We start from the raw sequence: 25,804 nt of genomic DNA on the forward strand, positions 1-25,804 counted from the left end.
TATTACATCAAGCTCCTTAGCTTATATAATACTTCCAACGCCTCTTTTGGTGATAAATTATCTGGATTGATATTATCAAGTTCTTCTATTATCTTACTGTATTTCACAGTTTTTATTTCTTGAGCACTATTATTAAAATTAAATAAACTTAAATTATTGGATTCAGTACTTAATATCTTTTTTTCTTGTTTATCACTAATATTTTCAAATTTCTGTAAAATTTCATTAGCTCTTAATATTACTGCTGGTGGCAATCCCGCAAGCTGAGCCACATGTACCCCATATGATTTATCAGCATAACCTGGAATAATGTGGTGCAAAAATAAAATCTCATTGCCTGTTTCTTCGATAGCCATAGTATAGTTAGTCAAACCAGGCAATAATTTATCTAGTTTGATCAATTCGTGATAATGACTGGCAAACAAGCACCTACATCTTAAAGTATCATGTACATACTCAAGCACCGACCAAGCAATGGCAACACCATCATAAGTTGAAGTGCCTCTCCCGACCTCATCAAGGATAATCAACGACTTACTGGTAGCTTGCGCTAAAATTGCTGAAGTTTCTAGCATCTCAACCATAAAAGTAGACTGCCCTTTGAATAAATCATCGCCAGAACCAATACGACTGAAAATCTTATCAACTATGCCTATTTTTGCAAAACTGGCTGGCACAAAACTTCCGATTTGTGCTAGAATGGCGATAATCGCATTCTGTCTTAAAAAGGTGCTTTTACCAGACATATTTGGTCCGGTTAATAGCTGAATACGATTCTGTTCGGAAATAACACAATCATTATTGGTAAATGATTTGTTATTGATATTTTGACTTCTTTCTACTACTGGATGTCTACCAGCATTTATCACAAAACTGCTATCATCAACGATTCCAGGTTTTGTATAATTATATTCATCAGCAATATAAGCCAGATTACAAAATACATCAAGAGCGCTTAGGCTCTCGGCTAATTTAGTCAAAATAGTGGATTTATCAATAACTTGCTGGCATATTTTAACATATAACTCCTGTTCAAAAGCTACCACTAGACTACGCGCATTAACTATATCACTTTCCAGTTTCTGTAACTCAATAGTAGTATAACGCACCGCATTAGCAGTAGTTTGCCGGTGGATAAATTGTTCATCAGTAATTTTATTACTATGACGTGCAGTAATTTCAATAAACAAGCCAATAACGTTATTATGCGATATTTTTAAATTTTCAATACCGGTTTCCTGTTGATATTTTATTTTCAGTCTATCAATATGAGTTTTACTATCATTAATTAGCGTGTATAACTCTGCTACTCGCGGATGATATTCAAGGCGAATAATGCCACCTTCACTTAAACTATTTGGGGCAGTGTCCAGTATCGATTGACTGATTAGATCATATAATTCAGTATCTCCAGATAAAGACCCCGCTAAATGTTCTATATTATCCGCTAATTTTATACCAAAATTACTGATAAACAGTGCTTTAATTTCCAGAGCTGTAGCCATAGTATTTTTTATACCTAATAAATCTCTGGGTAAACTACGTCCCATGATTACTCTCGTCAAACAACGTTCAAGATCATCAATTTTCTTAAATAAGCTCCTGATTTTCACTGTTACTGCTAAATTATTATAAAAGAAATCAACTATTGCTAAGCGATTATTGATAGCAGTAATTTGAGTTAAAGGAGCGGATAGAAATTGATATAAAAGACGACTACCAGCTTTAGTAACAGTATGATCAATCACTCCTAAAACACTACCTTTAACATGGCCACTAAGATTTACCGTTAATTCCAAGTTACGCCTAGCAGCAATATCGATATTCATGAAATGATGGTAGTTTACAATTTTAGGGAAAGGCAACTGAGTTAAATGTTGTTTTTGTGTTAATGATAAATATTCAAGGATACTACCAATAGCACTGATCTGTAATTCTGAAACTTCACCAATAGCGCTGATGTCCGATATATTATAAAAATCCAAAGTGATTTTTAGGGTTTTATTAGTGCTAAAAAAACTATTAACCTGAAAAGTAATTGGCTGTAATAATCTATGAATTGCCTCAGCTAATGTTCCTCCTCTTAAGCTTTCACTTAATAAGATTTCTTTTGAAGCTAGCTTGGCCAACTCATTAACCACTTCCGATAACGGCAATTCGACTACAGCAATAAAGGAGGTTGACAGATCAACATAGCAGATTGCAGCTTTATCTTTTATAGTTACTACACTGGTTAAATAATTTGGCGTCGCCGTACTTACCAATACATCCTCAGTAATAGTGCCTGGAGTGATAATTCGCGTTACTTCTCTTCTAACTATTGCCTTGTAACCTCCTCTTTTTCTAGCTATTTCTGGAGTCTCAAGCTGCTGACAAATCGCAACTTTCTGTTCTGCTTCAAGTAATTTATTTAGATAATGTTCCAATGCATGCACCGGAACACCACACATGGCAATGGCATCTTCACCAATTTTGCCACGCCTAGTTAAAGTAATGCCAAGGATTTTACTGGCTAGAATTGCGTCTTCAAAAAATAATTCATAAAAATCACCCATTTGAAATAATAGCAAATAATCAAAATGAGCAAATTTGAGATCTAGATATTGTTGCATGACAATGGTCGATTGTTCATAACCATATTTTTGATGAAATTCAGCTAAATTCATGTTGGTTTCCATTTACCTTCACAGAGCCTAAGAGCTTTACTAATTTATTAGTTATATTTTGACGCATCTCTGAATCATAAGCTTTCTTATCACCACCAAAAACCGGCTGAGGCCAAGCAAGATCGTGGCTATATCTTGCTACAATATGTATATGCAATTGTGGTACTATATTGCCTAAAGCTGCTACATTTAACTTATCTGGAGCAAACGCATCAATCATCACTTGAGAAACTAAACTTATTTCTTCCATCAAGATTATTCTGTCTTGTTGATTTAAGTCGATTATTTCTTTTAAATTATTTTTTCTAGGTATTAACACAACCCATGGAAAGAAAGAGTTATTTACCAGCATTACTTTGCTTAATGCAAAATTTATCAGCTCAAAACTATCATTACTTAACCGTGGGTCAAGATAAAATATATTATTATTCATTATACCTCAAAATGGAGAATGTTTAATAAATTATACTCGTCATATTGTCATTCCTGTACAAAGCACTACTCATCATACTACCCTCAGTCATTACGAGGTGTACACACCCTGTCATAGCACACCGAAGGCGAAATTCAGTCCCCATCGTCATTGCGAGACGAAGTCGAAGCAATCCAGAAAATGAACAACATATTTACTGGATTGCTTCGAGCACTATTGTAGTCTCGCAATGACGGAGTGTGTACGCATCGCAATAACGTGAGGCGCCTGGATCGCTTCCGCCTTTTCTGCACTTGACGTATTATACTCTTGTATTAATAAAAAGCTTTTAGATATTGAATCGGATTTTCTAAATCTTGTAACCTGACATCAGTTGCTACTGTTGCGTTTTTTAATAATACCACGCGGTCGGCAATCCTGGTAATAAAGTCTAAATCATGCGAAGCGATGATCATGGTTACTTTCATATCACGTATAGAGCTTAATAAAGACACAACATCGATGATTGTCGCTACATCTAAACCAGAAGTGGGTTCATCACAAAGTAATATTTCAGGCTGCATCATTAAACTCCGCGCCAGTGCAACTCTTTGTTTTTGTCCACCAGATAATTGATGAGGAAAACACTCAGCTTTATCAACTATACCTAAATTCTGCAGTAACTTAATAGCATTATTATTATGATTCACTAGCGATTCTCTGTGATGAATATTTGGTGCATAAACCAAATTTTCCAATATAGTCATATGTGGAAAAAGCTGAAAATCTTGAAACATAAAACCACTTTTACCAGTAAATATAATTTCCCCTGAATCCAACTCTTCCAATTTTTGAATACATCTAAGTAAAGTTGATTTTCCACCACCAGAGGGTCCAGCAATACCAACAATACTATTTGTTTCTATGTTCAAGTTGATATTATTTAAGACTAAACTGGTACCATATCTCTTGCAAACATTATTAATGCTTAGCATAATTCCATCTCAATTCAAGTTTTTTACTAATATATTCAATTAATAAAACTAAGCCATAATAATAGCAGCCTGCTATACAAAGCGGTATAAAATAAGTAAATTGCTCAGCTGCTACTACTTGAGCCCTACGCAGCAGATCCATGCCGCCAATTGTTGAAATTAAAGCTGTTTCTTTAAGCAACCCAATTACTTCATTTACCATTGCTGGTAGGATATTTCTAGTAACTTGCGGTAAGATTATATCTTTCCACATATAAAAATTTGGAATTTGCAAAGTCTTTGCTGCTTCAAATTGTCCTTTTGATAAGCTTTCAATACCTGATCTTAGAATTTCTGTAATATAAGCAGAGCTATTTAATCCAAAAGTTAATATGCCAGCTACCAAAATGTTTAACTTAATTCCGATGATTATTGGTGCCAAAAAATACACAAAACTAAGTTGCAAGATTAATGGCGTACCACGTATAATTGAAATAAAACGATTGATGACAGCATTAGCAATATTGTTATATCGCAATATTGCCAGCAATGTTCCGAATAATAATCCGATAACAATACCACCAATTAAAAGCTGTAAAGTAAGTAAAATTCCACTACCGATAAACGAAACATGCTGAATTAATTCTTCCATTCAATATTCTCCACCCATTTTTCCTGCAGTTTTTTAATTTCGCCCCTCGCCTTTAAAGCTTTAAGAGCAAGATTTACTTTATCTTTTAACGACGAACCTTTATTAAAAGCCATACCGTAGCCATCACCTGATTCAGCAATAACCGCATAAGATAAACCGGGATTTTCTTTGCTAAATATAGCACCCTGCACGCCATTTACTAAAACAACATCGGCATTACCTGCTTTTAACATTTCTACAGCTTGATTATTATGATCCACAGCTATTATTTCTGCTTTAAGGATATTAGCCTTTAACCATATTTCCATGGTTGACCCAAACTGGCAGGCAACTTTCTTGCCTGATAATTGTGATTGATCAGTAATAGGTTGCCCATCCTTAAACAAGGTAGCAAAATTCTCGGTATAATAGGCTTCTGAAAAATCAAAATTTTGCTGACGCTCTTCAGTAATTGTGATAGTAGCAATTCCTATATCAATCTGCCCGCCCGTAAGAGCCGGTAAAATACTGCTAAATTGTATATTTTCAAAAACTGCTTCTTTTCCTAATTCCTTAGCAACTAATTTAGCCAAGTCAATATCAAAACCCTTGATTTCACCATGGTCATAATATTCAAATGGTGGATATTCGGCAGAAGTACCAAACTTAAGGATATTTGCGGATTCTTTATTATTGCAACCTGCAAAGAAAAACGTTGAAACAATTAGTAAACTGGTAATGTATTTTTTCATAATCTACCTATATTCATATTTTATTCACTTTATGAATATACAAATTATAACTTGCATTGTCAATGATTTATGAATATTATTTCAATAATAATGATTACATATTCACTTATTATACCAATCATTAGAATTAAACTAACACTAGGAAAACGAAGGTCGAGAAGCGCAAGCAGTCGTTTGGGTACGTGAGCAGCGCAAGTAATGAAGTTTGACAACGTGATAGTTAATTATAATGAATTGGTGCAGAGGTTTTAGATGTCACGCAGCAACGCAATAGATGGCCATATTTTAAGCATTATTCAGAGCCATGAAATTCATGAGCAAATAGATTTACAGAATATGCTAAAAGAGCGAGGTCATGATATTCCACAAGCAACTCTTTGCAGACGATTAAAGAAATTAAAAATTGCTAAGGTTAGTGGAGTATATAAAGCGATAGATTTAAATATGCCAACCTTGCCTATTGTACTCAATATTCAAATCTCAGAATTTGGCTTGATTGTATTGCATACTCACCCAGGAAACGCTAGCAGCCTTGCTTATTTTATAGACCAGAAATATGTAAGTTATCGTAATTCAGACTCTGGAATTCTTGGAACAATAGCAGGAGATGATACTATTCTTTTAATTATCAAAAGCAAAAATGATTTAAACAAAGTACTCAAACTTCTACAAGAAGAATTTCCATATTTAAGGATTGCTTAAATACGGAATTTTATGTTTAAGCAAATTTTGCTATAATCTGCCATCCCTAAACACACTAAAAGTCATCTCGACATACAACGTCATCCTGAACTCACAATGTCATCCTGAATTTATTTCAGGATCTTATGAAGTCCTGATGAGATCCAGAAACAAGCTCGGGATGACTATGTTAGTTGCGATGACTTAGCTTATTTATTAAGCTAAACTATTTTAACTATAATAAACGAGGTAAAAATGACAACAACAATCACTTGGGAAGAATTTGAGCGCGTTGATTTACGCTCTGGGACAATTATCAAGGTCGACACATTTCCACGAGCCAAAAAACCTGCTTATAAGATATGGGCTGATTTTGGTTCTGATATAGGCGTTCTTCAAACTTCAGCTCAGATCACTGTACATTACACGCCAGAATCTTTGCTTGGACGCACCATTGTTGGCTGTGTGAATTTAAGCGAAAAAAATATCGCAGGCTTTCTCTCTCAATTTTTACTAGTCGGTTTTGCCGATGCAAATGGTAGTATTTGTTTAATCGCTGCTGATCCCAAAGTACCAAATGGCCAAAAAATGCTTTAAAATGTTGTGTTACAATAAACTCACATTAAAAAATAACTTAATTATAAAACCTATTTTCCTACTTTGTTAGCTTAATTATATGTTAACATTTTAATTATAAATTAACTATATGGAGAGAATTTATGGCTGGTTGTTGGGAAGGTTTTACTAATATTGTAAAAAAGATTTGCACTTGCTGCAAACCTGTAATTGAGAAAGTAATAGAAGTAGGTGCTAAAATATTAGAAGCAAAATTAAATGAGGAATTAAGCAAACATAATATAGATGATGGGATTAAGCAGGCAATAAAAAAGTCTGCGGAAACATTTATTGACGGTGGCACAGTGGTTACAGAAAAAGCATTAAACGATTGGACTAAACAACATGTAGAGAACAATATAAAGCTTGCCAGACAACATACAAAACATACCGAGGTTCCTTTTGAACAATATAAAGTTCCTGAAAATGAAATTCCGGTTAATCTTGTTGGACAACATTCCAATGAAATTAATCTAGAGCTACAACAATAATACTTGCTAACAAAGGCCTCTCTCTCAAAGTAAATTTTGCGAGAGAGGCCTTTTATCTTCGTCTATTCAGCTAGAGAAGCTATAGTTCCTGCATGAAGAACTCCTGCCATCTCAACATAACTAAGCTCATTACTATTCAAGATAAGATCGTAATGCGATGTATGTCTTGGAGCAATTTCAACAATTTCCACTGTTTCATTAAAACCTAGATTTGATAAAAATTCCTTTAAGGAAAGTACCTTATCAATTGCAATTTGTTCATCTATAGGAAGAGGATGCAGCGCATCTCTAGCATATGCAATCATTTTATCAAATTGGCTATTATAGGCCTCCGTTACTTGAGCTCTAGTAAGTAGCTCCAACGTTTCTTCGGAGCTTTGTTTTTGCGTATAAATTCTGCTAAACTGATCAAGTGGCACTAAAGGATCACGAAAATTTTTAATATCACCATCTTGTTGTTGAGCCTGATTATTACGGTCTTCCAACCTTTTTAAAAGTTCTGTAAATGGACAGAATATCAACACTGATCTCAATGGCAAAATAATATTTTGCGTAGAAAGATACTCTAAAAAGCCACCGCTTCGATCAGCATGCATAATCACTGATCTTCCATTTAATGAATGATCAATAGCGTCACCAAACATTGCAAACTGCATCAATGGATCTGTTGGCTCTCGTGGATCACGGCGTAAATCAAGATCTTCTTCAAAACGATCTGGCTCTAACTCTTTTAAAGCTTTAACAATAGATGATTTGCCGACGGTTGAGGTTCCGGCAATGAGGATAAAATCTCCTTTACCTACATAGCAAGGAAAATAGTGAAACTCTGCTAATTGCGCTTGGAAGGATGACTCCATTAATAAATAATTAACAATAGACTCATTTAGAAATATACACTTCATATATTACCAGTATTTTATATTTTTATAATCAGCTTATAATATACAAATATAAACATATCAATAAATAACGTAAGTTGCCAATTAAAATACTTTTTAAACACCACAGAGACCAGTTCAAGCTGTCATTGCGAGAGAGCGCAGCGAACGTGGCAAAGGATAATTCAAGTAAAACCTGGATTACCACATTCGCTGCGCTCTCTCGCAATGACGTAGAAATGGGAGTTTTTAGCAGTTTTAATTGGCAACTCGCGTTAAATATTATGGAAACAGTTTACTTAAATTATTAGTTGTATTATATTTATAATTATTAATAAATACATTGCTTTTCTTTACTATTTATGATATTAATAGTCTTTAACTGAAATTTATTAAGAGATGATATATGACAATAGAAGATAGCGCTTGGGATTTTCTGCCATCTTACTCTAAAAATGGTAATATAGACAATAATGCTATTATTTGGCGGTTTACTCAATCAGTAACAATAGATTTATTAACCAATAACCTTGATCAAGAAGTTTACGATACCGCAAAAAGCTTTTTACACTCTAATATATTAGTAGAAGATGGAATTATAGTTACTTTTATCGGTAACACAGCAACAGAGCTAAATAATCATTTTCAACATGTTAATGTTAAACCAGGAGGCGCAATATATTATCGCAATAACGAAAATAATATATAGCTTCCCCAGTTGAACTATAGTTTCTATGGAGAATAACAAAAGCACTTAACTAAAAGCGCTACTTGTTATTCTTCATGCTGTGTTTTTATAATATTATTCGCTTCAAGTAATTCCTGTTGAGTATTTACACCAACTACAATTTGGTTATCAGTAGATAATAAATAAGATACTTTTTCATTATAATTCTGGCATACTTCAATTATATTTGTCAAATAAAACTCACTGGATAATTTTTGCTCTGGTATTACACAATACGGTATATATTTTTTTAATATACCCGGTGCAAACACCATAACTCCTGAATTACATAAAGTAATTTTCTTTTCTTCTTCACTCGCATGTTTAAATTCAACAATTTTAACAAAATTACCAAATTTATCAGTAACTATTCTTCCATATTGCCCAGGATCATCACGCTCAAATACTAAAGTACTTACAGCTGAATTTGTTAATATTAAATTATTTAATAATTCTTTGATAATTGACGAAGAAATAAAAGGATTATCACCATATACCACAATTACCGGTATGTGCTCTGCGATTAAATCTAATACACAATATACAGCATGAGCAGTGCCCAGGGGCTGTTCTTGTAAAGCAAATTTACAAAATTCTTGATAAGGAGCCAAATGAGGCTTTAGTTGCTCAGAATAAACTAAAATAATATCTTTAGTTACAGCACGAGTATTTAACAACACTCTTTCAATCATTGGTTTACCACCAACTTTATGCATTACTTTGGGCAAATCTGAGGCCATACGGCTTCCATTTCCTGCCGCCAAAATGATAATTTGACAACTCATATACTTAACCTAATTTAGTATTTCTAAACTTAAAATGTAGCTAGTACTTCATCTGATATTTGATAATTACCAAATACTCTTTGCACATCATCACTTTCTTCCAAAATATCCACCAATTTAAGTAATTTTTCAGCTGCAGCGTGATCATCAACAATAATGGTATCGTGAGGTTTCCAACCAATATATGATTCAATCGGTTCTCCATATTTTTGCGTAAAAAAATCAAGACAATCTGAAAATTTATCAATCTCAGTGTATATATAGTGATATGAATCGTCCGACACCACATCATTTGCAGCCATCTCAATTGCATCATTAAGTATAACATCATTGGTTGCAATTGCAGCATCATATTGTATCATTCCCAAATGATCAAACATAAAACTTACACTACCAGTTTCAGCTAAATTTCCACCAAGTTTGGTAAAAGCAGCTCGTACATCAGCCGCTGTTCGGTTTTTATTGTCAGTAAGAGCCTCAACAATTATTGCAATACCTGATTGCGCAAACCCTTCATATCGTATTTCGACATAATTATCAGCTTCAGTATCACTACTAGCTTGGTTTATAGCTCTTTCTATTCTTTCTTTTGGTAAATTATGAGTACGCGCCGCAATAATTACATTGCGTAACCGAGGATTATTTTGGACATCGCCTCCTCCTAATTTAGCTGCTGTAATTATTTCTCTTACTAATTTAGTAAACATCTTTGCACGTTTCTTGTCTTGCGCACCTTTACGATGTTGAATATTTTTAAATTTTGAATGCCCTGCCATATGCTCTCATTTAAAAAATTATCTCTCAGTTGAAATTTTAAGTGAATTTAACATATTTAAAGTTTCATATAAAGGCAAACCAATAACATTGGAATGAGAACCGGAAAGAAATATGACAAAAGATTCAGCAAAGCCACTCAGAGCATAACCACCAGCTTTATTTATTCCCTCGCCTAAACTACAGTAAAACGCAATATCCTGATTGGTCAGATTCTTAAACTTTACTATTGTTTGCACTAATTTTTGCCGTATCTGTAACTGATCGTTAAATTTCTTAATAATACAAACACCGGTATATACTCGATGACGCCTACCAGAAAGCTCTTGCAAACAATTTTTAATATCTTCATCATTCAAAGCTTTAGGCAATATCCTCCTACCAGTGGCTACTACGGTATCTGCAGCTATTACAATTCCCTGTTCTATTTGATTGGTAATTTTATTTGATTTGGCTAGAGCTAGCCGAGTTGCAAGATGAAGCGGTAATTCCTTACGCCTTTCAGATTCATCAATATCTGCAGCAATGATGCTATCAGGAATGATTCCTACCTGCTTAAGTAATGCTAATCTGGCAGGAGACTGTGATGCTAAAATAATTGGTAAACTAGACATGTACTATAATTCCGTATATGTTTTTGCTGAGTTAAGTTATAGTAGTAGACACTAAATGATAACAAAAATCAGTAAACTAAGGTAAAGAATTGGTTGGCGTTGGTTAAAAGTGCTGGGAGTTCTAGAATCGAGAAGCGCAAGCAGTCACTTGAGTTTGTTTTGCACCGCAGATCTTTGGATACGACAACGCAATTCTCAATTTTTACCGAGTCTACTAATGGCGATGAATAACTCGCCCCTTAGTCAAATCATATGGTGTCATCTCGATAGTCACCTTATCACCAATCAGTATCCTGATACGATTCTTGCGCATCCTACCTGAAGTATGAGCGATGATGATATGATCATTCTCCAATTTAACTCTAAATGTTGCATTGGGTAATAATTCAAGTACCGTACCCATAAATGTAATCAGCTCTTCTTTCGTCATCAAATGCCTGAAATAAATGTTGAGTTAGAATAGCGAAATCAAACATTAAAATCAACAACTTATATTAGACCTCTTCTTACAAACCCTACTTCCACAGATGATTTACGACAGACCAGGCACTCAAACCCGCAACAAGCCAAAAATACGCTGTGGTTTTGCCTCATCCCCTCTCTTCCTTCAAATCATCTCCCACGATTGAGTTTATTTAACACCAGTTGCCAATTAGAATTGTTAGAAACTCACGTTTCTACGTCTTGCTTGGAACTGGCCTCTGTGGTTTTAATAAAATATTTTAATTGACAACTCACATTTACTTAACACCCCTTCAAAACAAAATACCTTGTTTATCACTACCCAAGGAATACATAATAATATTTAGCTAATGAAATAAAAAACGAAAAAGCGTTGTTAACTAACAAGCTGACAGCATTAAAACAACAGCGCCATTATCTTTCTACTTCAAATTTTATTCTAATAGCACCACTATTATCATAAAATTTGCCTTGAAATAAAAAAATATTCTAAAAATTACCTTAACGTTTTGTTTACACCTACCATCTATTAAGCTTTATACTTTTACCGGCATAATCACAAAATAATCAGTTGGATTCTCGAGAACTTTAATTAAAGCCGGGGAGAAAGAATCTTTAAAATGTAATTCTACTTGATCACATTTAATAATATTTAATACATCACTTAAATATTTAGGGTTAAATCCTATGGTAATTCCGCTATTACCTTCAAAAACACAATAATTTTCTAATATTTCAGAATATGCCAATTGTTCCTTTGCTACTCCCCTTGCCTCACCTGAAGCGGTAACCTGCATAAATGCATCGGTTAAAGTAATTTTAATGGCACGAAATTTATCAATAGTGACAGTTGCCACCCGATCAATAATATTAGCTAATTCTTTAGGATTTACAGTTAACTTATGATTACTTTCAGTGGGAATAAAAGCAGAATATTCCGGAAACTGACCATCAATTAGTTTAGACACAATAATTACATTATTACAAACAAATTTTACTTTATTAATGGCCAAGGAGATTTCAATATCTGCATTCGCATATCTGGGATCTTTAATTAGTTTTAATAATTCATGCACGGTTTTACGCGGTAAAATAATACCAAACTCCTGTACTACCGCCCCTATTTCTACGGAAACTACCGACAATCTATGGCCATCAGTAGCAGCAGCGCAAAGATGATTTTCTTTTACATGCAAATAGATACCATTTAGATTATATCTAGTCTCCTCTGTAGACATTGCAAATTGCGTACAATCAATTAATCTAACCAGGCTGGAACAAGGGATAGTTAACACAATTTCTGCTTTTATTGTGTCCATCTCTGGAAATTGGCTTGCTGGTAATGTTGGCAAACTAAAAAAACAATTCTTACCGATCAGTTCCAACTGATTACCATCACTGGTTTGTTTGATTGTGATTTCCTTATCTGGTATTTTTCTGATAATATCAGTTAATACTCTGGTAGATACCGTAGTAACTCCTGAGCTTAATACTTGCGCGCCAATATTCTGACTAAGATATAAATCCATGTCTGTGGCTGCAATTTCCAGGCTATTATCCACTGTAGCTAATTTTACATTGCCTAATTCTGCTATTACATGCCTTTTTTCTACTACTGAATTGGCAAAAGTTAATACATGCACTAACTCTCTGGTTTCAACAATAATTTCTAGACCATTTTTATTCATTATTCCATACTCCTATGACATGAAAATTAACTTTGTAATATTCTAGTTAAGGTACTAACTTCTTCCCGAAATTCCACATCAAGCGCACATAATTCTTCAATTCTCTTGATCGCATGCATTACTGTAGTGTGATCTTTTTTACCAAATTTTTTGCCAATATCAGCCAAGCTTTTAGGAGTTAATATTTTTGACAGATACATTGCTAGCTGCCTTGGTCTTGCGACTGATCTTACCCTACGCGTGGAAGACATATCTGCCACTTTAATATTATAACGTTCAGCAATTTTTCTTTGAATATCTTCTATGGTGATAATTCTTTCATTAGAACGTAATAAATCACGTAATATATCCTGAGTATTGCTAAGATTAACCTCTCTGCTTACAAGAGTAGAATGCGCGATTACCTTATTTAAAGCTCCTTCTAACTCTCTAACATTAGAGGTTATTTTAGCTGCCAAAAACTCAATTACATCTTGTGGAATATGAATATTCATTTGTTCGAGTTTTGATTCCAGAATCCCTAACCGCAATTCATAGGTAGTACTATGGACATCAGCCACCAAACCCCAACCAAGCCTTGATTTAATGCGGTCTTCTATATCGTCTAAATCTGATGGAGATCGATCACAGGAAATAACCATCTGACGATTATTATCAATTAAAGCATTAAAGGTATGAAAGAATTCTTCCTGGGTGCTATCTTTACCGCAAATAAATTGAATATCATCAATCATTAACACATCTACCGAACGAAACTCTTCTTTAAATGACATCACATCTTTATTGCGCAAAGCTTTAACAAACTGATACATGAATTTTTCCGCTGACATATAAATCACCTTCCGCAAAGGATTATGATGCCTTATATACCATGCGATTGCATGCATTAAATGAGTTTTGCCAAGACCAACACCACCATAAAGAAATAACGGATTAGACTCAACTACTACGTTTCGTGATTCTGCCACTGCCCTTGCTGCTGCATATGCAAGTTCATTCGGCGGACCAACAACAAAATTCTCAAAAGTAAATCGTGGATCTAAGTTTGCAAAACTATTATCTGAACCCAATATCTGCTTATTACTATTTTCTACAACAATTTGTTCGTTCACATTAGATGATAGTAGTTCTTGCTCCTGAACTGATAACACCTTGGTAATGAGTTCAATAACTTTAATATTCTGGTCATAATGTTGCCAGAATTGCAAAATAACAGTTAAATAATGGGATTTAACCCAATCACGAATGAAATTTGTTGGAGTAGATAATACCACATTATGAGTTGTACACTCCATCAAATAGATTTTACTAAACCAACTTCTATGGATTGCTTCCCCATAGTAATCTCTTAGATCGCGAGATACTGAACACCAAATTTCTTGGTGCTTGTTATGCCCGATTACCGCTACTCCATTATTCAGCATAATATTTACAACACCTGCCAAGGTAAATTATTATTTTTCCAACCTTTTCCATGCTCACCACCCAAAAATCCATCGACTATATTATAGCAGTTTAAATAACCGTGATTGGTAATAAAATTTGCTGCCTCAAAAGACCTGACTCCACTGCGACACAAAAAAAATAAATGTGTATGATAATCATTAACTTTAATTGACATTTCTTCAACGAAACTCGGGTTTTGAACCATATCTGGTAATATTCTCCAGCTAAGCAGTAGTATAATATTATGTTTATTGTTTAATATTACACCATTTTCTTGCCATTCTTTATCCGTTCTAACATCAATAAGCATTGACCCCAAAGTTGTTTGCATCAATCCATATGCTTCTATAGAAGTAAGATTTCGAACTGTCATAAAATATATTGTAAGCTACATTGGTGGAATTAGAAAAGCAAAACTAATGATTATGTTATAAATATCAAAAATCATTAATCTTGTTGACTGATTTAATTTTATAATTTTATATTCTATGAATATATTATTATTGGAGATTTTTTTCAAGATTTATTAGCAAGAATAGTTAGGATTGCTTTCAATCCCTTTTATATAGCATTCATTCACGTGTGTTGGTACAAAAAGTTGCCCCCAGCTGTGCAACTAATGTAATCAACTCCTGTCTGAATCTTAGTGAATTTAACTATAGCATTTAATTGCTAATCATTTGAATATAATTTATTGCTATCATTATCAAGTCCCAATAATATAGCATTTTTAGAGCTCATTATACCTCCATTAAAATTAATAATAATTATGCTATCATGAACAGTCAGGATCTAAACTTGATTATTAAGAAATTATTATATAAAAGCAAGCATCGTGGTTGTAAAGAAACAGACTTAATACTTGGAAAATTTGCTGAGGAATTCATATTTAGTATGAATTCTACAGAATTGACTGAATTTACAAAAATTCTTGAACAAAATGATGCTGATATTTACGATTGGTGCTCAGGCAAGATCCCTCCACCATCGTCTCTTAATTCTAAAACAATGCATAAATTATTAGAATTTAGTATTAATATAATTAAATAATTTGTAGAAGTGGGCTTACAATTGCAACAATAGCAATTCGTTGCCACCTCGTCTGAGCTGAGGAACTTTAGTCACCATAGTCATTGCGAGGCTTCCAGCTGAAGCAATCCAGTTCCTGGATTCACTGGATTGCTTCAGCTGGAAGCCTCGCAATGACGAAAAAATTAAGCTATGGCGTGGTTCAAATGACTTTTTAGCTCATATTAAACACTCTAAATCAAATTAAGTATCAATGACTAAGCAAATTATTCCTTCATATGGCAAAAATTTCTTTGCATATGAATATTTTTTAAATAAACAACAAGATGTTTTACTACTAACTTCTGATGATTGTGATGCCACCAGAGCTTATCAACAAATTCAGTTTTTTCATCAGCAGCATCATTCTGGACAAGTTAGACCTCTTGTGAAACTCGCTTCTGAGAGGGGATTTGAAGGAGACACGGAACGCAGAACCGGAGCGCACTTTAGGGTGCGTGAGGATTCGAGTACCGGATCGACGTACAAATCATCCGCAGAAGTAGAGTTTCACAAGGGGTCTATTTTATATTTACCAAGTTTTGATACTATCCCGTATGACCGAGTATCACCAAAGCAGGATATATTATCCACTCGCGCTAAAGTCCTAACGAATTTAACTACGACCTCTAAAGAAGCAAAATTATTAATCACCAATAGTATCAATTTATTACATAAACTGCCACCGACAAAGATCTTTGCAGCCTCCTCGCTTGAACTATATAAAGGGATGAAGTGTACTACCGCCAAGCTAGCTAATTTTTTGGTTCTAAATAGCTTCAACCGTAGCAGCACCGCGACTGATCATGGTGAATTTGCTGTTCGCGGAGAAATAGTGGATATAGCGCTATCTGACGCCGCATATCGTATAAATTTTGCTTGGGGAGAGCAGATAGAATCAATCAAGCAATTTGATCTTGTTACTCAAATTTCTACTATTGAATGTAAACATATCGTAATTTACCCAGCAAGTGAGATTATTTTGAATCCAGAAACTATAAATAATTTTAAAGATAATTATTTATTAAATTTTGGCGTTAATCATACTAATCAGCCACTATATCAATCAATAATGGCCGCTAAAAAATTTGTCGCCTATGAACATTTACTACCATTATTCTACAAGGAATTAACTGGACTAATCGATTATCTCAAGAATCCAGTTATTATTTATGATCCTCTAGCTGTTCATGCTCTATTGGAATATGAAAATACTTATCGTGATCTATACGAATCACGCCTACTCTCCAATAAAACTAAGTTAACAACTTTCTATCCGGCATTACCACCAACGGAGTGCTGTATAACTTATGCTAAAATTAAAGAAATATTAGAGCAACCGTCTAATATATGCCTGGAATATGCCGGACTCACTGCATCACCGCTAAATTTGTCGACTACTAGTTTTATTGAACAAAAAACTATTTTTGAAAAGCTCTTTGAAATTATCTCTAGTAGTCCAACAAAAATTCCAGTGATCTTTTTTGAAAGCAGAGTTAATATGGAGAGGATCAAACAGATTATAAAAAACTATGACTACCTCCATGCTGATATTACTAATCTAGAACAAGCAAAAATAGGTATAGTAAATTTATGCTATGTTCCACTAACCCACGGATTTTATACTGAAAAATATTTATTTATTGCAGAACATGATATTTTTAAAACCAAACCACCAACTACCGCTACTGGCACTGCAAAACGTCGATTAAAAAATATCCTCACTGAATTAGATAATCTACAGGAAGGAGAGCTGGTAGTGCATACCGAACATGGTATTGGTCAATTTATTGCTGTAGAAACCATCTCAGTCGGTGGTAAACCACATGACTGCCTTAAAATTGTATATGCAGATAATGATCGGCTCTATGTACCGGTAGAAAATATTGAATTAATAAAAAAGTACGGTAGTTTTGAAGCTGAACTCGATAAATTAGGAAGTATTGGTTGGCAAAAACGTAAAGCAAAACTAAAAAACCGAATTACTGAAATCGCAACACAATTATTACAGTTGGCTGCCAGAAGAAAATTAATTTCAGCACCAATAATTACCTTTGAAACCCCCGAATTTGCTAAATTTTGTTCAGGATTTCAATATGTAGAAACTGAAGATCAGCTTAAAGCGATTGCAGATATTAAAGACGATCTAACTTCTGGACTATTAATGGACAGGTTAATTTGTGGCGATGTTGGCTTTGGCAAAACCGAAGTTGCTATGCGTGCTACATATATGACCATAGCAAACACTGATGACCCGCTATCACAAGTAGCTATTATTGCTCCTACTACTATATTATGCAAGCAACATTATCTTAGATTTACCAAAAGGTTTAAACCACATGGATTTAAGGTGGCACAGCTCTCTCGTCTAGTCAGCACTGGGGATGCCAGACAGAACAAAGAACTAATTAAGAATGGTGAAGTTAATATTATTATTGGCACTCATGCTTTACTGGCATCAGAAATAAAATTTCATAATTTGAAAATGATAATTATTGATGAAGAACAACATTTTGGCGTTAAACAAAAAGAGCGTTTGAAAGAGTTAAAATCTGATATCCATGTGTTATCACTCTCAGCCACTCCAATTCCTCGTACTTTACAAATGTCCATGGTCGGCTTAAAAGACCTTAGCTTAATCGCCACTCCACCAGTAGACAGATTAGCCGTACGCACGGTAGTTATGCCATTTGATCCGGTAGTGATCAGAGATGCTTTACTGAGAGAACGTTTTCGTGGTGGCCAAAGTTTTTATGTCTGCCCCAGAATTAAAGATATCGAATATGTCGAACAAAAACTAAAAGAAATGGTGCCAGAATTAAAATATAAAATTGCCCATGGCCAAATGCCACCATCAGCTACTGATAAAATTATGGAAGAATTTTATCATGGGCAATTTGACATACTATTATCGACAACTATTATTGAATCCGGCATTGATATTCCCACTACTAATACCATGATTATTCATAAAGCCGATCAACTTGGCTTAAGTCAACTTTATCAGCTACGAGGAAGAATTGGCAGAAGTAAAGTTCGAGCCTATGCTTACCTAACAATCGCAGATGATAAAAAAATTACCACTCACTCCGTCAGGCGTTTAAATATTATTCAAAATGCCGATGCTCTTGGTTCCGGATTTGTTATCGCCAGTCATGATATGGATCTCCGAGGGTTTGGTAATTTGGTTGGAGAAGAACAATCAGGACAGATAAAAGAAGTTGGAGTAGAGCTATATCAAGAAATGCTAGACCAACAAATCGCCAATTTAAAAGATCTACCAGAAAGTTCAGATAATTTTATGCCATCAATTAACCTGGGAGTACCAGTCTTTATTCCTAATGATTATATTGCAGATTCGGCATTAAAATTAGGAATCTATAAAAGAATAGGTAATTTATCGGCAGATCATGAGGTCGAAGAATTTTATGCCGAGATGTTGGATCGCTTTGGTTCAATACCAATAGAATTGGATAACTTATTAAATATAGTCAAGATAAAATATATTTGCCGTAAACTACAGATCGAAAGTCTGGATTCCGGCAGCCAAGGATTTGTCTTAAAATTTGCCAAAGGAGCAAATGTAGCAGATATTGTAATGAAATTTGTTGATCAGTATCCACGTCAAGCAAAAATCAAACCTGATAACAAACTAGTGTTTATCAAAGATTTAGACCCAACAACTATTATTAATGATGCTTCAATGATATTACAGCAGCTGGTTGCATTATCAGCTAAAGTCAGTTAGTTGGTGGTGCGACACTTTTATATTTTCTATTGACTTCAAGATTTATTATACCTGTTTTTAAGTGAGCTAGTTTTAAAAAAGTCGTCATTGCGAAGAGCTTTAGCTCTGAAGCAATCCAGTTCTTTGTGCTAGATTTTCTGGATTGCTTCAGAGCTAAAGCTCTTCGCAATGACGTTGATCGCCAGCTTTGTAAGTCGTATATTAACGTTCAATTTTAAAAACCGTGAATGCTCACAACTCACAACACTCATCTCAAAATGTTAATGAAAATACATATTTTTTTGAAATACAAATAAAATATTGACTTTTGCTTTGAAAAACATCATTATATTTAATATAAATTAATAAAGATATTAAGCATATGAAAGAAACTTATAACTTCCAGCAAAAAGATTCAATTATAGATATTACTTCCCTCATTGAGTTTACTAATTTTCTACAATCTAATCAAACAATAGATTTATCTGTAGAATATAAAGGTGAAAGACTGATAGATCACGTCCTAGCCAATAAATCAACTATAGAAATACAACAAATTTTTGATGCAATAATCGAACAAATTTTTCAAAACAAAGATTTGATCATTGACTTTAATACCCTTGATCAAAATGGTAGAAGCTTGTTTAGTAAATTATATGAGAAATATAGCGTTTCGCAATCAAATGAAATAGAAGGATTATTCAATCAATTATTAACGATTTCTAATTTTTCTAATAATCCAATCGATTGGAATCAGCATGTTGATGTAAATGGCAATAGCTTAATGCTTGCTCTAGCACAAAATCCTAATCAATATGCGCTTGTCAACCAGTTTATCGCTGCAAGAAATGCAGAAGGGTTACCATTGTTCAAGGTTAACCAAATCAATAATGTCGGTAAAAAATTGATTGATGTTTTTAAAGAGCAATTAGATGCAAATCAAGTAGTAGATATGTCAATATTTACTAAACTACGTGAATTAGGTTCTGGCGAGCCAAAATCGCTTTTTGTACCAGTTGCTGCTAAATTAGATGTGAATAATGTACATAATCTAATTAATGAACAACCAATTAAGAATATGCAACAAGAATTGCATGGCAAGTATAATGCTATGTCTGAATTGGATATTCAAAATGCTTTAATAGAAATCGAGCAATATATTAACCTCAATAAGAATGAAGAAAATATTATCAAATTACTAGACGGTGCTCTAGAAATTTCCGCTATTAATGCAGTTCAGCATTTAAATGAAATTAAAGGCAATAGTATGCTGCAAAACGACCATAACAATGCTTGGATCTTTCCTACAGAAATAGCTTATGTCTGGCAAGAAAGTAAGCAACTTGGATTACAAGAGTTATTTGTACAAAAACTAGCTGAACTTATGGGCTGTCCATGGGGTCATCTAGTAAACATGTACCAGACTCTTGAAAAAAATGAAATGGCTTTATATAAGCCGGTGATACCGTTTGAAAAACTATTTAGCGATGAGGCATTCTTGAATGAAATGACTGACAAAGCTTTCATTGAATTAAAAAAATTAGGTCTTTCTAAAGCTAATATCCAAAATATTGCTAATAATTGGTATAAAGAACAAATTAAAACTGCCAAAGATCATGAGCTTTCAGTGGAATCTGAATTATTATTAGGTATTTTTAATAAAATAGACCTCTTTCGAAACTGGACTAAATATGTTATAAAGTCGAATTTACTTAATTTAGAACTATATGAGATATAAAAATTTAAGCATTTTATCGGAAGAGCATTTTAGAAGATTAACAGGGGTAAGAAATAGTACATTTGAAAAGATGGTAGGGATTTTAAAGACAGAGAAACAAATAAATAGGAGGTACCAAGGTGGCAGAAGAGCTAGTCTTAGTATGGAAGACAGCCTATTAATGACACTTGAATATTTAAGGGAATACCGTACCTATTTTCATATAGCTAAGAATTATGGAGTTAGCGAAAGCAGTGCATTTAAAACAATTCGTTTTGTTGAAGACACTCTAATAAAACATCCGGATTTTGCTCTTCCAGGTAAGAAGGCTCTAGTTAAAAGCGGTATGGAGTATGAATTAGTTTTAATAGATGCTACAGAAAGCCCTATAGAGCGACCCCAAAAAAACAGAAATACTATTACTCAGGTAAAAAGAAAAGACATACGTTAAAGACTCAAATAGTAGTAGATAAGAAAAGCAAACGAGTCATATGCACTTCTTTTTCCAATGGTAAGCGTCATGATTTTAAATTATTTAAAGAATCAAGAACCCATATACTGCCTGAGGTTAAAGTGATTACTGATACTGGTTATCAAGGCTTACAGAAGATTCATACAAATTCTGAGCTACCAAAGAAAAAGAGTAAAAAGAATGCTTTAACTAAAGAAGATAAGAAAAATAATAGAAGTTTAGCAAGTGACAGAGTATTAAATGAAAATGTTATCGGTATGTTAAAGCGTTTTAAAATAATTGCTGATAAATATCGAAATAGACGCAAAAGATTTGGTCTTAGGTTCAATTTAATTGCTGGTTTATATAATTGGGAGCTTGGTAAATGAGTTTCGAAAGAGGTCTAATATTTAAGGAGATGGTAGGTAATGCAACGCTATATAGCCAAGATTATAAAGGATTTTTTACTCTAATGAATGGTGTAGTAGCAAATTACGAATATTTTGATCCAAACGATAATATATTTTACCAAATCTTGAAAGCATCATCTGAAGAAATAATAGAAGAAAAATTAAAACTAGAAGAGCAAGAGATAATTTTTGAAAAAAAACAAATAGTAAATAAAGAAGAGGAGTTAGAGATAATATTCGATAATTCTCAGAAGCTAGAATTGATTGATATTTCAGAAAAATCAAATGTATTGAAGATTATCGAAAAGCCAAACCAATTCTTTATCGAAGAAGAGACTAAAGAATTTGTTATCAAACAACCAATTAAACAAGAAGTAATGTTTGATTTTGACAATTTTGGCACAACAGTAATGGCTACGAAAACTCTGCTTCAGCAATTAAATGGTACAAATACAATAATGTTAATTACGCAATTTATCAAAGAAAATCAGTTTTTAGATCTAACTTTACCAGGACTACAGGATCGTCACGCTATCTTTGACTTGTTAAATAAAACCCAAATGATAGAAATCGCACAACTTATTGATATATTAACTACTAACCCAAATATTAAATTATATTGGGGGCTACAAGATATGTTTGGAAATACAGCGTTGATGAGGCTATATCAAAAAGCATGCGAAGCAGATCAAGTAGCAGCTTTTGATAGTGTAGCATATATTTTAATCAGTAATGCTGATATTGCAAATCAGTTATTAAATATACATAACAACGAAGGTAAGAATTTGCTCAATATTTTAAGTCAAGAGCATCAGATCGCTTATAAGGAAATGTTAACGTCCGGCTTAATAAATCAAAAAGAAATTTTTGAAGGATTTGGCTCTTTCTTAATTAACTCAGAACAGAATCAGACATTAAAACTGAAAGATATTTCACAAGATGGTACTGGTACGTTAGAAATTATTGACAATCGTCAAGATTTAGAAAAATTACAGATAATGGTATTTGAGCAACCCATGCAAAAACAAACCATTGAACTGATTAAGCAATTGAATGTGGGTAGTGCAGTTATCCAACTTGAGCAGTTTATTACAACAAACGGAGTACTAGATTTAACCTTAGTTGGAGAACAAGGAGCTCCTATTGTTTTCGATTTATTTAATAAAATTCAAGGGCCAGAAATTGTGCAAGTCACTGATATGTTAATTACCAACCCTAACGTTAAAATACACTGGCAGCAACAAGATTCACAAGGTAATACAACATTAATGCTTTTATATCAAAAAATGTCATTGATGAACCCACAGGAGGCACTTGATCCCATTACCTTAGTGTTGTTTCAACATCAAGATCATCTGCAAGAGATCATCGCTCCTCACAATGAAACTGGTCAAGGCTTATTAGAGCTGCTAACCATGGAGCACCGTAATCTATATAATGAAATGTTTAATGTAGATCTATCGGGTCAATTAAATATTATAGAACAACTCTAAATAATATAGACCTCTAGTTAACCTCAAGTTTTAACTTGAGGTTAACTACGCACTCAATTCCTCTAAACTCCATCTTGCTCGTGGACAGAAGTCCTTACCGTTAGTTAATCCAGCATTAAATCTTTCAAGCCCGGCATAAGCAATCATTGCAGCATTATCCGTACATAATTTTATCGGTGGTGCTACCAACATATAATCTACTTTAGCAGCACTTTCTCGTAAAATATTGTTAATATACTGATTGGCCGCTACTCCACCAGCAATAACAATAGTTTTCGATGTGTTGGATAGCGGCTGATAAAGAGCAATGGCTTTTGCCAGTTTTTTAGATAAAATTTCACCGACAGTATATTGAAAACTTGCGGCTAGGTCATTAATCGTTTGCTGACTCTGAAGATCAAGCGAAGGTAACAATGTCCTGACTGCAGTTTTTAAACCTGAGAAAGACATATCACAATTATTCTGATTAATAATCGGCTTTGGCAAAGTATATTTATGTGGATCGCCTAATTTAGCCAATTTCTCAATTTCTGGCCCACCAGGAAATGGTAATCCCAACATCTTAGCTACTTTATCAAATGCTTCTCCAACAGCATCATCAATAGTCCGACCTAAAATTTTATAGCACCCCAAAGCATGAACTTCCACAAATTGACAATGTCCTCCAGAAACTAGTAATAACAGATAAGGGTATGGGATTCCATGACTTAGACGCGCAGTCAACGCATGTCCTTCCAGATGATTAACCGCAATAAACGGTTTGCTTAAACTTGAGGCTAAAGCTCGGCCAAACATCGAACCGACGATAACGCCACCAATTAAACCAGGACCAGAAGTAGCAGCAATGGCATCAATATTTTCAATATTTAACTTTGCTTCTGCTAAAGCTGCTTGCACTGCATATTCCAAATTTTGCAAATGCTTTCTTGCTGCTATTTCTGGCACTACACCACAAAAAGGCGCATGTTCACTATTTTGTGAAATTACTATATTAGATAAAATTTGTCGTGGAGCAGCAACCACTGCTACCCCAGTATCATCACAGCTGGACTCAATGCCAAGAATTTTTATCAAATTTATAAACTCCACAAACTTAATCGTCATTGCGAGGCTTCAGCCGAAGCAATCCAGTGAATCCGGTATAAAGAACTGGATTGCCACGGTCGCGCATTGCGACCTCGCAATGACGATTGGAATGACAACGCCAATACGCAAGTTGCCCATAATTGTTACCTCACCTCAGGTGACCTACACTCGCTGCAAGACTAGCCGCCACAAATTTCTCCAAATCTCCATCAAGTACAGCTTGAGTATTGGAAGTTTCATAGCTTGTCCGCAGATCTTTAACCATTTGATAAGGCTGCAAAACATAAGACCTAATCTGGTGCCCCCACCCTATTTCAGTTTTGGTGGCATTGGTTGCATTTACTGCAACTGCTCTTTTTTGCAATTCCAGCTCGTATAATCTGGCTCTAAGCATGGTGAAGGCCTCTGCCTTATTCTTATGCTGTGATCGATCACTTTGGCACTGTACGGCGATATTAGTTGGTAAATGAGTAATTCGTACCGCAGAATCAGTAGTATTAACATGCTGCCCACCGGCTCCAGAAGAGCGATAAGTATCAATCCTTAAATCCTTCTCATCGATAGTAATTAAGATATCATCATCTAACTCCGGATAGACCCAACATGAAGCAAAACTGGTCATCCTTTTTCCGGCGGCATTAAATGGTGATATCCGTACTAACCTATGTACTCCTGACTCAGTCTTAAACCAACCATAAGCTTGATGACCATTAATTCTGATCGTACATGACTTGATTCCAGCTTCTTCTCCAGAAATTAAATTAATAATATCCGCCTTAAAGCCAAGGCGTTCTGCAAAACGCAGATACATTCTCATCATTATCGAAGCCCAATCATGACTCTCAGTACCACCTGCTCCAGCATTAATATCTAAGAAACAATTATTAGCATCAGCTTCTCCAGAAAACAGACATGCTGTTTCAAGTTTTTCAGCGACAATAGTTAATTGCTCCAACTCTCGTTGCACCTGATCTAACACTAATTCATCATTTTCTTCAGCAGCTAATTGCGCTAATTCTAGGTTATTGCTTAAATCATACTGTAATCCATCAACAGCACCTAATTTATCTTGCAATCCACTTTTTTCCTTGAGTATTTTCTGCGCCTGTTCGGGAGTTTCCCATAAATTCTGATCTTCAGACAATGTTTGTAATTCAGCAAGCCTTAACTTAGCATTATCAAAGTCAAAGTGACCTCCGCAATAAAGCTAAAGATTGCTCTATCTTATGGCAACAATTATCAATTTCTGCTCTCAT

The 25,804-nt window shown here is 34.2% G+C and carries 24 protein-coding genes; 9 read left to right on the top strand and 15 right to left on the bottom strand.

From position 1 onward, the window contains the following. Positions 1–2: 2 nt before the first annotated feature. From mutS to R2I74_RS01920, 5 genes are all read right to left on the bottom strand, one after another. A complete protein-coding gene (mutS, locus tag R2I74_RS01900; RefSeq protein ID WP_316353459.1) occupies positions 3–2,666 on the bottom strand; it encodes a DNA mismatch repair protein MutS in 2,664 nt (887 codons plus the stop codon). Beyond that, complete coding sequence (locus tag R2I74_RS01905) at positions 2,653–3,099, bottom strand: HIT family protein (protein ID WP_316353461.1); 447 nt, start codon at positions 3,097–3,099, stop codon at positions 2,653–2,655. Before R2I74_RS01905 ends, mutS begins: the two co-directional genes overlap by 14 nt. Before the next feature lie 314 nt (positions 3,100–3,413). Next, positions 3,414–4,073 carry an amino acid ABC transporter ATP-binding protein gene (locus tag R2I74_RS01910; RefSeq protein WP_316353463.1) on the bottom strand — a complete coding sequence of 220 codons (660 nt, stop codon included), beginning with the start codon at positions 4,071–4,073 and terminating at the stop codon, positions 3,414–3,416. Then, a complete protein-coding gene (locus tag R2I74_RS01915; RefSeq protein ID WP_316353465.1) occupies positions 4,060–4,704 on the bottom strand; it encodes an amino acid ABC transporter permease in 645 nt (214 codons plus the stop codon). The genes R2I74_RS01910 and R2I74_RS01915 overlap by 14 nt, the downstream gene beginning before the upstream one ends. Continuing rightward, positions 4,692–5,435 (bottom strand): substrate-binding periplasmic protein, encoded by a 744-nt coding sequence (locus R2I74_RS01920; RefSeq protein WP_316353467.1) that lies wholly within the window; start codon positions 5,433–5,435, stop codon positions 4,692–4,694. The genes R2I74_RS01915 and R2I74_RS01920 overlap by 13 nt, the downstream gene beginning before the upstream one ends. A gap of 252 nt (positions 5,436–5,687) precedes the next feature. Between R2I74_RS01920 and R2I74_RS01925 the strand changes: the two genes are divergently transcribed. The 3 genes from R2I74_RS01925 to R2I74_RS01935 all read left to right on the top strand — a co-directional run bounded on the left by R2I74_RS01925 (position 5,688) and on the right by R2I74_RS01935 (position 7,222). Further along, positions 5,688–6,137 (top strand): arginine repressor, encoded by a 450-nt coding sequence (locus R2I74_RS01925; RefSeq protein ID WP_316353469.1) that lies wholly within the window; start codon positions 5,688–5,690, stop codon positions 6,135–6,137. Between the two features lie 234 nt (positions 6,138–6,371). After that, complete coding sequence (locus R2I74_RS01930) at positions 6,372–6,713, top strand: tRNA-binding protein (RefSeq protein WP_316353470.1); 342 nt, start codon at positions 6,372–6,374, stop codon at positions 6,711–6,713. 122 nt (positions 6,714–6,835) lie between these two features. Then, positions 6,836–7,222: a hypothetical protein gene (locus R2I74_RS01935; RefSeq protein WP_316353472.1), complete on the top strand. Its 387-nt coding sequence runs from the start codon at positions 6,836–6,838 to the stop codon at positions 7,220–7,222. A 62-nt stretch (positions 7,223–7,284) separates the two neighbouring features. Here R2I74_RS01935 and R2I74_RS01940 read toward each other — a convergent pair whose 3' ends face one another. Further along, the gene (locus R2I74_RS01940; RefSeq protein WP_316353473.1) at positions 7,285–8,124 is read right to left on the bottom strand and encodes a DEAD/DEAH box helicase family protein; all 840 of its coding nucleotides are present in this window, start codon (positions 8,122–8,124) and stop codon (positions 7,285–7,287) included. A 382-nt stretch (positions 8,125–8,506) separates the two neighbouring features. Here R2I74_RS01940 and R2I74_RS01945 point away from each other — a divergent pair, with 382 nt between their 5' ends. After that, the gene (locus R2I74_RS01945; RefSeq protein ID WP_316353475.1) at positions 8,507–8,809 is read left to right on the top strand and encodes a hypothetical protein; all 303 of its coding nucleotides are present in this window, start codon (positions 8,507–8,509) and stop codon (positions 8,807–8,809) included. A 65-nt stretch (positions 8,810–8,874) separates the two neighbouring features. Here R2I74_RS01945 and R2I74_RS01950 read toward each other — a convergent pair whose 3' ends face one another. From R2I74_RS01950 to R2I74_RS01980, 7 genes are all read right to left on the bottom strand, one after another. After that, positions 8,875–9,612, bottom strand: coding sequence for a sugar phosphate nucleotidyltransferase (locus R2I74_RS01950; protein ID WP_316353476.1), 738 nt, complete (start codon positions 9,610–9,612; stop codon positions 8,875–8,877). A 29-nt stretch (positions 9,613–9,641) separates the two neighbouring features. Then, complete coding sequence (locus R2I74_RS01955; protein WP_316353478.1) at positions 9,642–10,388, bottom strand: YebC/PmpR family DNA-binding transcriptional regulator; 747 nt, start codon at positions 10,386–10,388, stop codon at positions 9,642–9,644. 18 nt (positions 10,389–10,406) lie between these two features. Beyond that, positions 10,407–11,000 carry a Maf family protein gene (locus R2I74_RS01960; RefSeq protein WP_316353480.1) on the bottom strand — a complete coding sequence of 198 codons (594 nt, stop codon included), beginning with the start codon at positions 10,998–11,000 and terminating at the stop codon, positions 10,407–10,409. A 214-nt stretch (positions 11,001–11,214) separates the two neighbouring features. Beyond that, the gene (gene infA, locus R2I74_RS01965) at positions 11,215–11,430 is read right to left on the bottom strand and encodes a translation initiation factor IF-1 (RefSeq protein WP_316353481.1); all 216 of its coding nucleotides are present in this window, start codon (positions 11,428–11,430) and stop codon (positions 11,215–11,217) included. 568 nt (positions 11,431–11,998) lie between these two features. After that, positions 11,999–13,150 (bottom strand): DNA polymerase III subunit beta, encoded by a 1,152-nt coding sequence (gene dnaN, locus R2I74_RS01970; RefSeq protein WP_316353482.1) that lies wholly within the window; start codon positions 13,148–13,150, stop codon positions 11,999–12,001. A gap of 26 nt (positions 13,151–13,176) precedes the next feature. Next, a complete protein-coding gene (dnaA, locus tag R2I74_RS01975) occupies positions 13,177–14,574 on the bottom strand; it encodes a chromosomal replication initiator protein DnaA (protein ID WP_316353483.1) in 1,398 nt (465 codons plus the stop codon). 5 nt (positions 14,575–14,579) lie between these two features. After that, on the bottom strand, positions 14,580–14,969 hold the full coding sequence (locus tag R2I74_RS01980; protein ID WP_316353484.1) for a rhodanese-like domain-containing protein: 390 nt from the start codon (positions 14,967–14,969) through the stop codon (positions 14,580–14,582). 404 nt (positions 14,970–15,373) lie between these two features. Here R2I74_RS01980 and R2I74_RS01985 point away from each other — a divergent pair, with 404 nt between their 5' ends. From R2I74_RS01985 to R2I74_RS02005, 5 genes are all read left to right on the top strand, one after another. Beyond that, complete coding sequence (locus R2I74_RS01985) at positions 15,374–15,646, top strand: succinate dehydrogenase assembly factor 2 (RefSeq protein ID WP_316353485.1); 273 nt, start codon at positions 15,374–15,376, stop codon at positions 15,644–15,646. Between the two features lie 232 nt (positions 15,647–15,878). Further along, positions 15,879–19,412: a transcription-repair coupling factor gene (gene mfd, locus R2I74_RS01990; protein ID WP_316353486.1), complete on the top strand. Its 3,534-nt coding sequence runs from the start codon at positions 15,879–15,881 to the stop codon at positions 19,410–19,412. Between the two features lie 361 nt (positions 19,413–19,773). Next, a complete protein-coding gene (locus R2I74_RS01995; protein ID WP_316353487.1) occupies positions 19,774–21,129 on the top strand; it encodes a hypothetical protein in 1,356 nt (451 codons plus the stop codon). Further along, positions 21,119–21,948, top strand: a protein-coding gene (locus tag R2I74_RS02000; protein WP_316353063.1) for an IS5 family transposase whose coding sequence is annotated in 2 segments (ribosomal slippage) — positions 21,119–21,509 and positions 21,509–21,948 — 831 coding nt in all. Because the reading frame shifts where the segments join, the coding sequence is not laid out codon by codon here. The genes R2I74_RS01995 and R2I74_RS02000 overlap by 11 nt, the downstream gene beginning before the upstream one ends. 83 nt (positions 21,949–22,031) lie before the next feature. Further along, positions 22,032–23,462, top strand: a complete 1,431-nt coding sequence (locus tag R2I74_RS02005) for a hypothetical protein (protein WP_316353489.1) — start codon at positions 22,032–22,034, stop codon at positions 23,460–23,462. A 45-nt stretch (positions 23,463–23,507) separates the two neighbouring features. On the opposite strand, the gene tsaD is transcribed toward R2I74_RS02005, so the two are convergent. Next, positions 23,508–24,536, bottom strand: coding sequence for a tRNA (adenosine(37)-N6)-threonylcarbamoyltransferase complex transferase subunit TsaD (gene tsaD, locus R2I74_RS02010; protein WP_316355250.1), 1,029 nt, complete (start codon positions 24,534–24,536; stop codon positions 23,508–23,510). Positions 24,537–24,696: 160 nt separating this feature from the next. Further along, positions 24,697–25,804, bottom strand: a protein-coding gene (gene prfB / locus R2I74_RS02015) for a peptide chain release factor 2 (RefSeq protein ID WP_316353491.1) whose coding sequence is annotated in 2 segments (ribosomal slippage) — positions 24,697–25,734 and positions 25,736–25,804 — 1,107 coding nt in all. Because the reading frame shifts where the segments join, the coding sequence is not laid out codon by codon here.

The sequence above is a fragment of the Candidatus Trichorickettsia mobilis genome, assembly GCF_963422225.1.
Lineage (GTDB): Bacteria > Pseudomonadota > Alphaproteobacteria > Rickettsiales > Rickettsiaceae > Trichorickettsia > Trichorickettsia mobilis_B.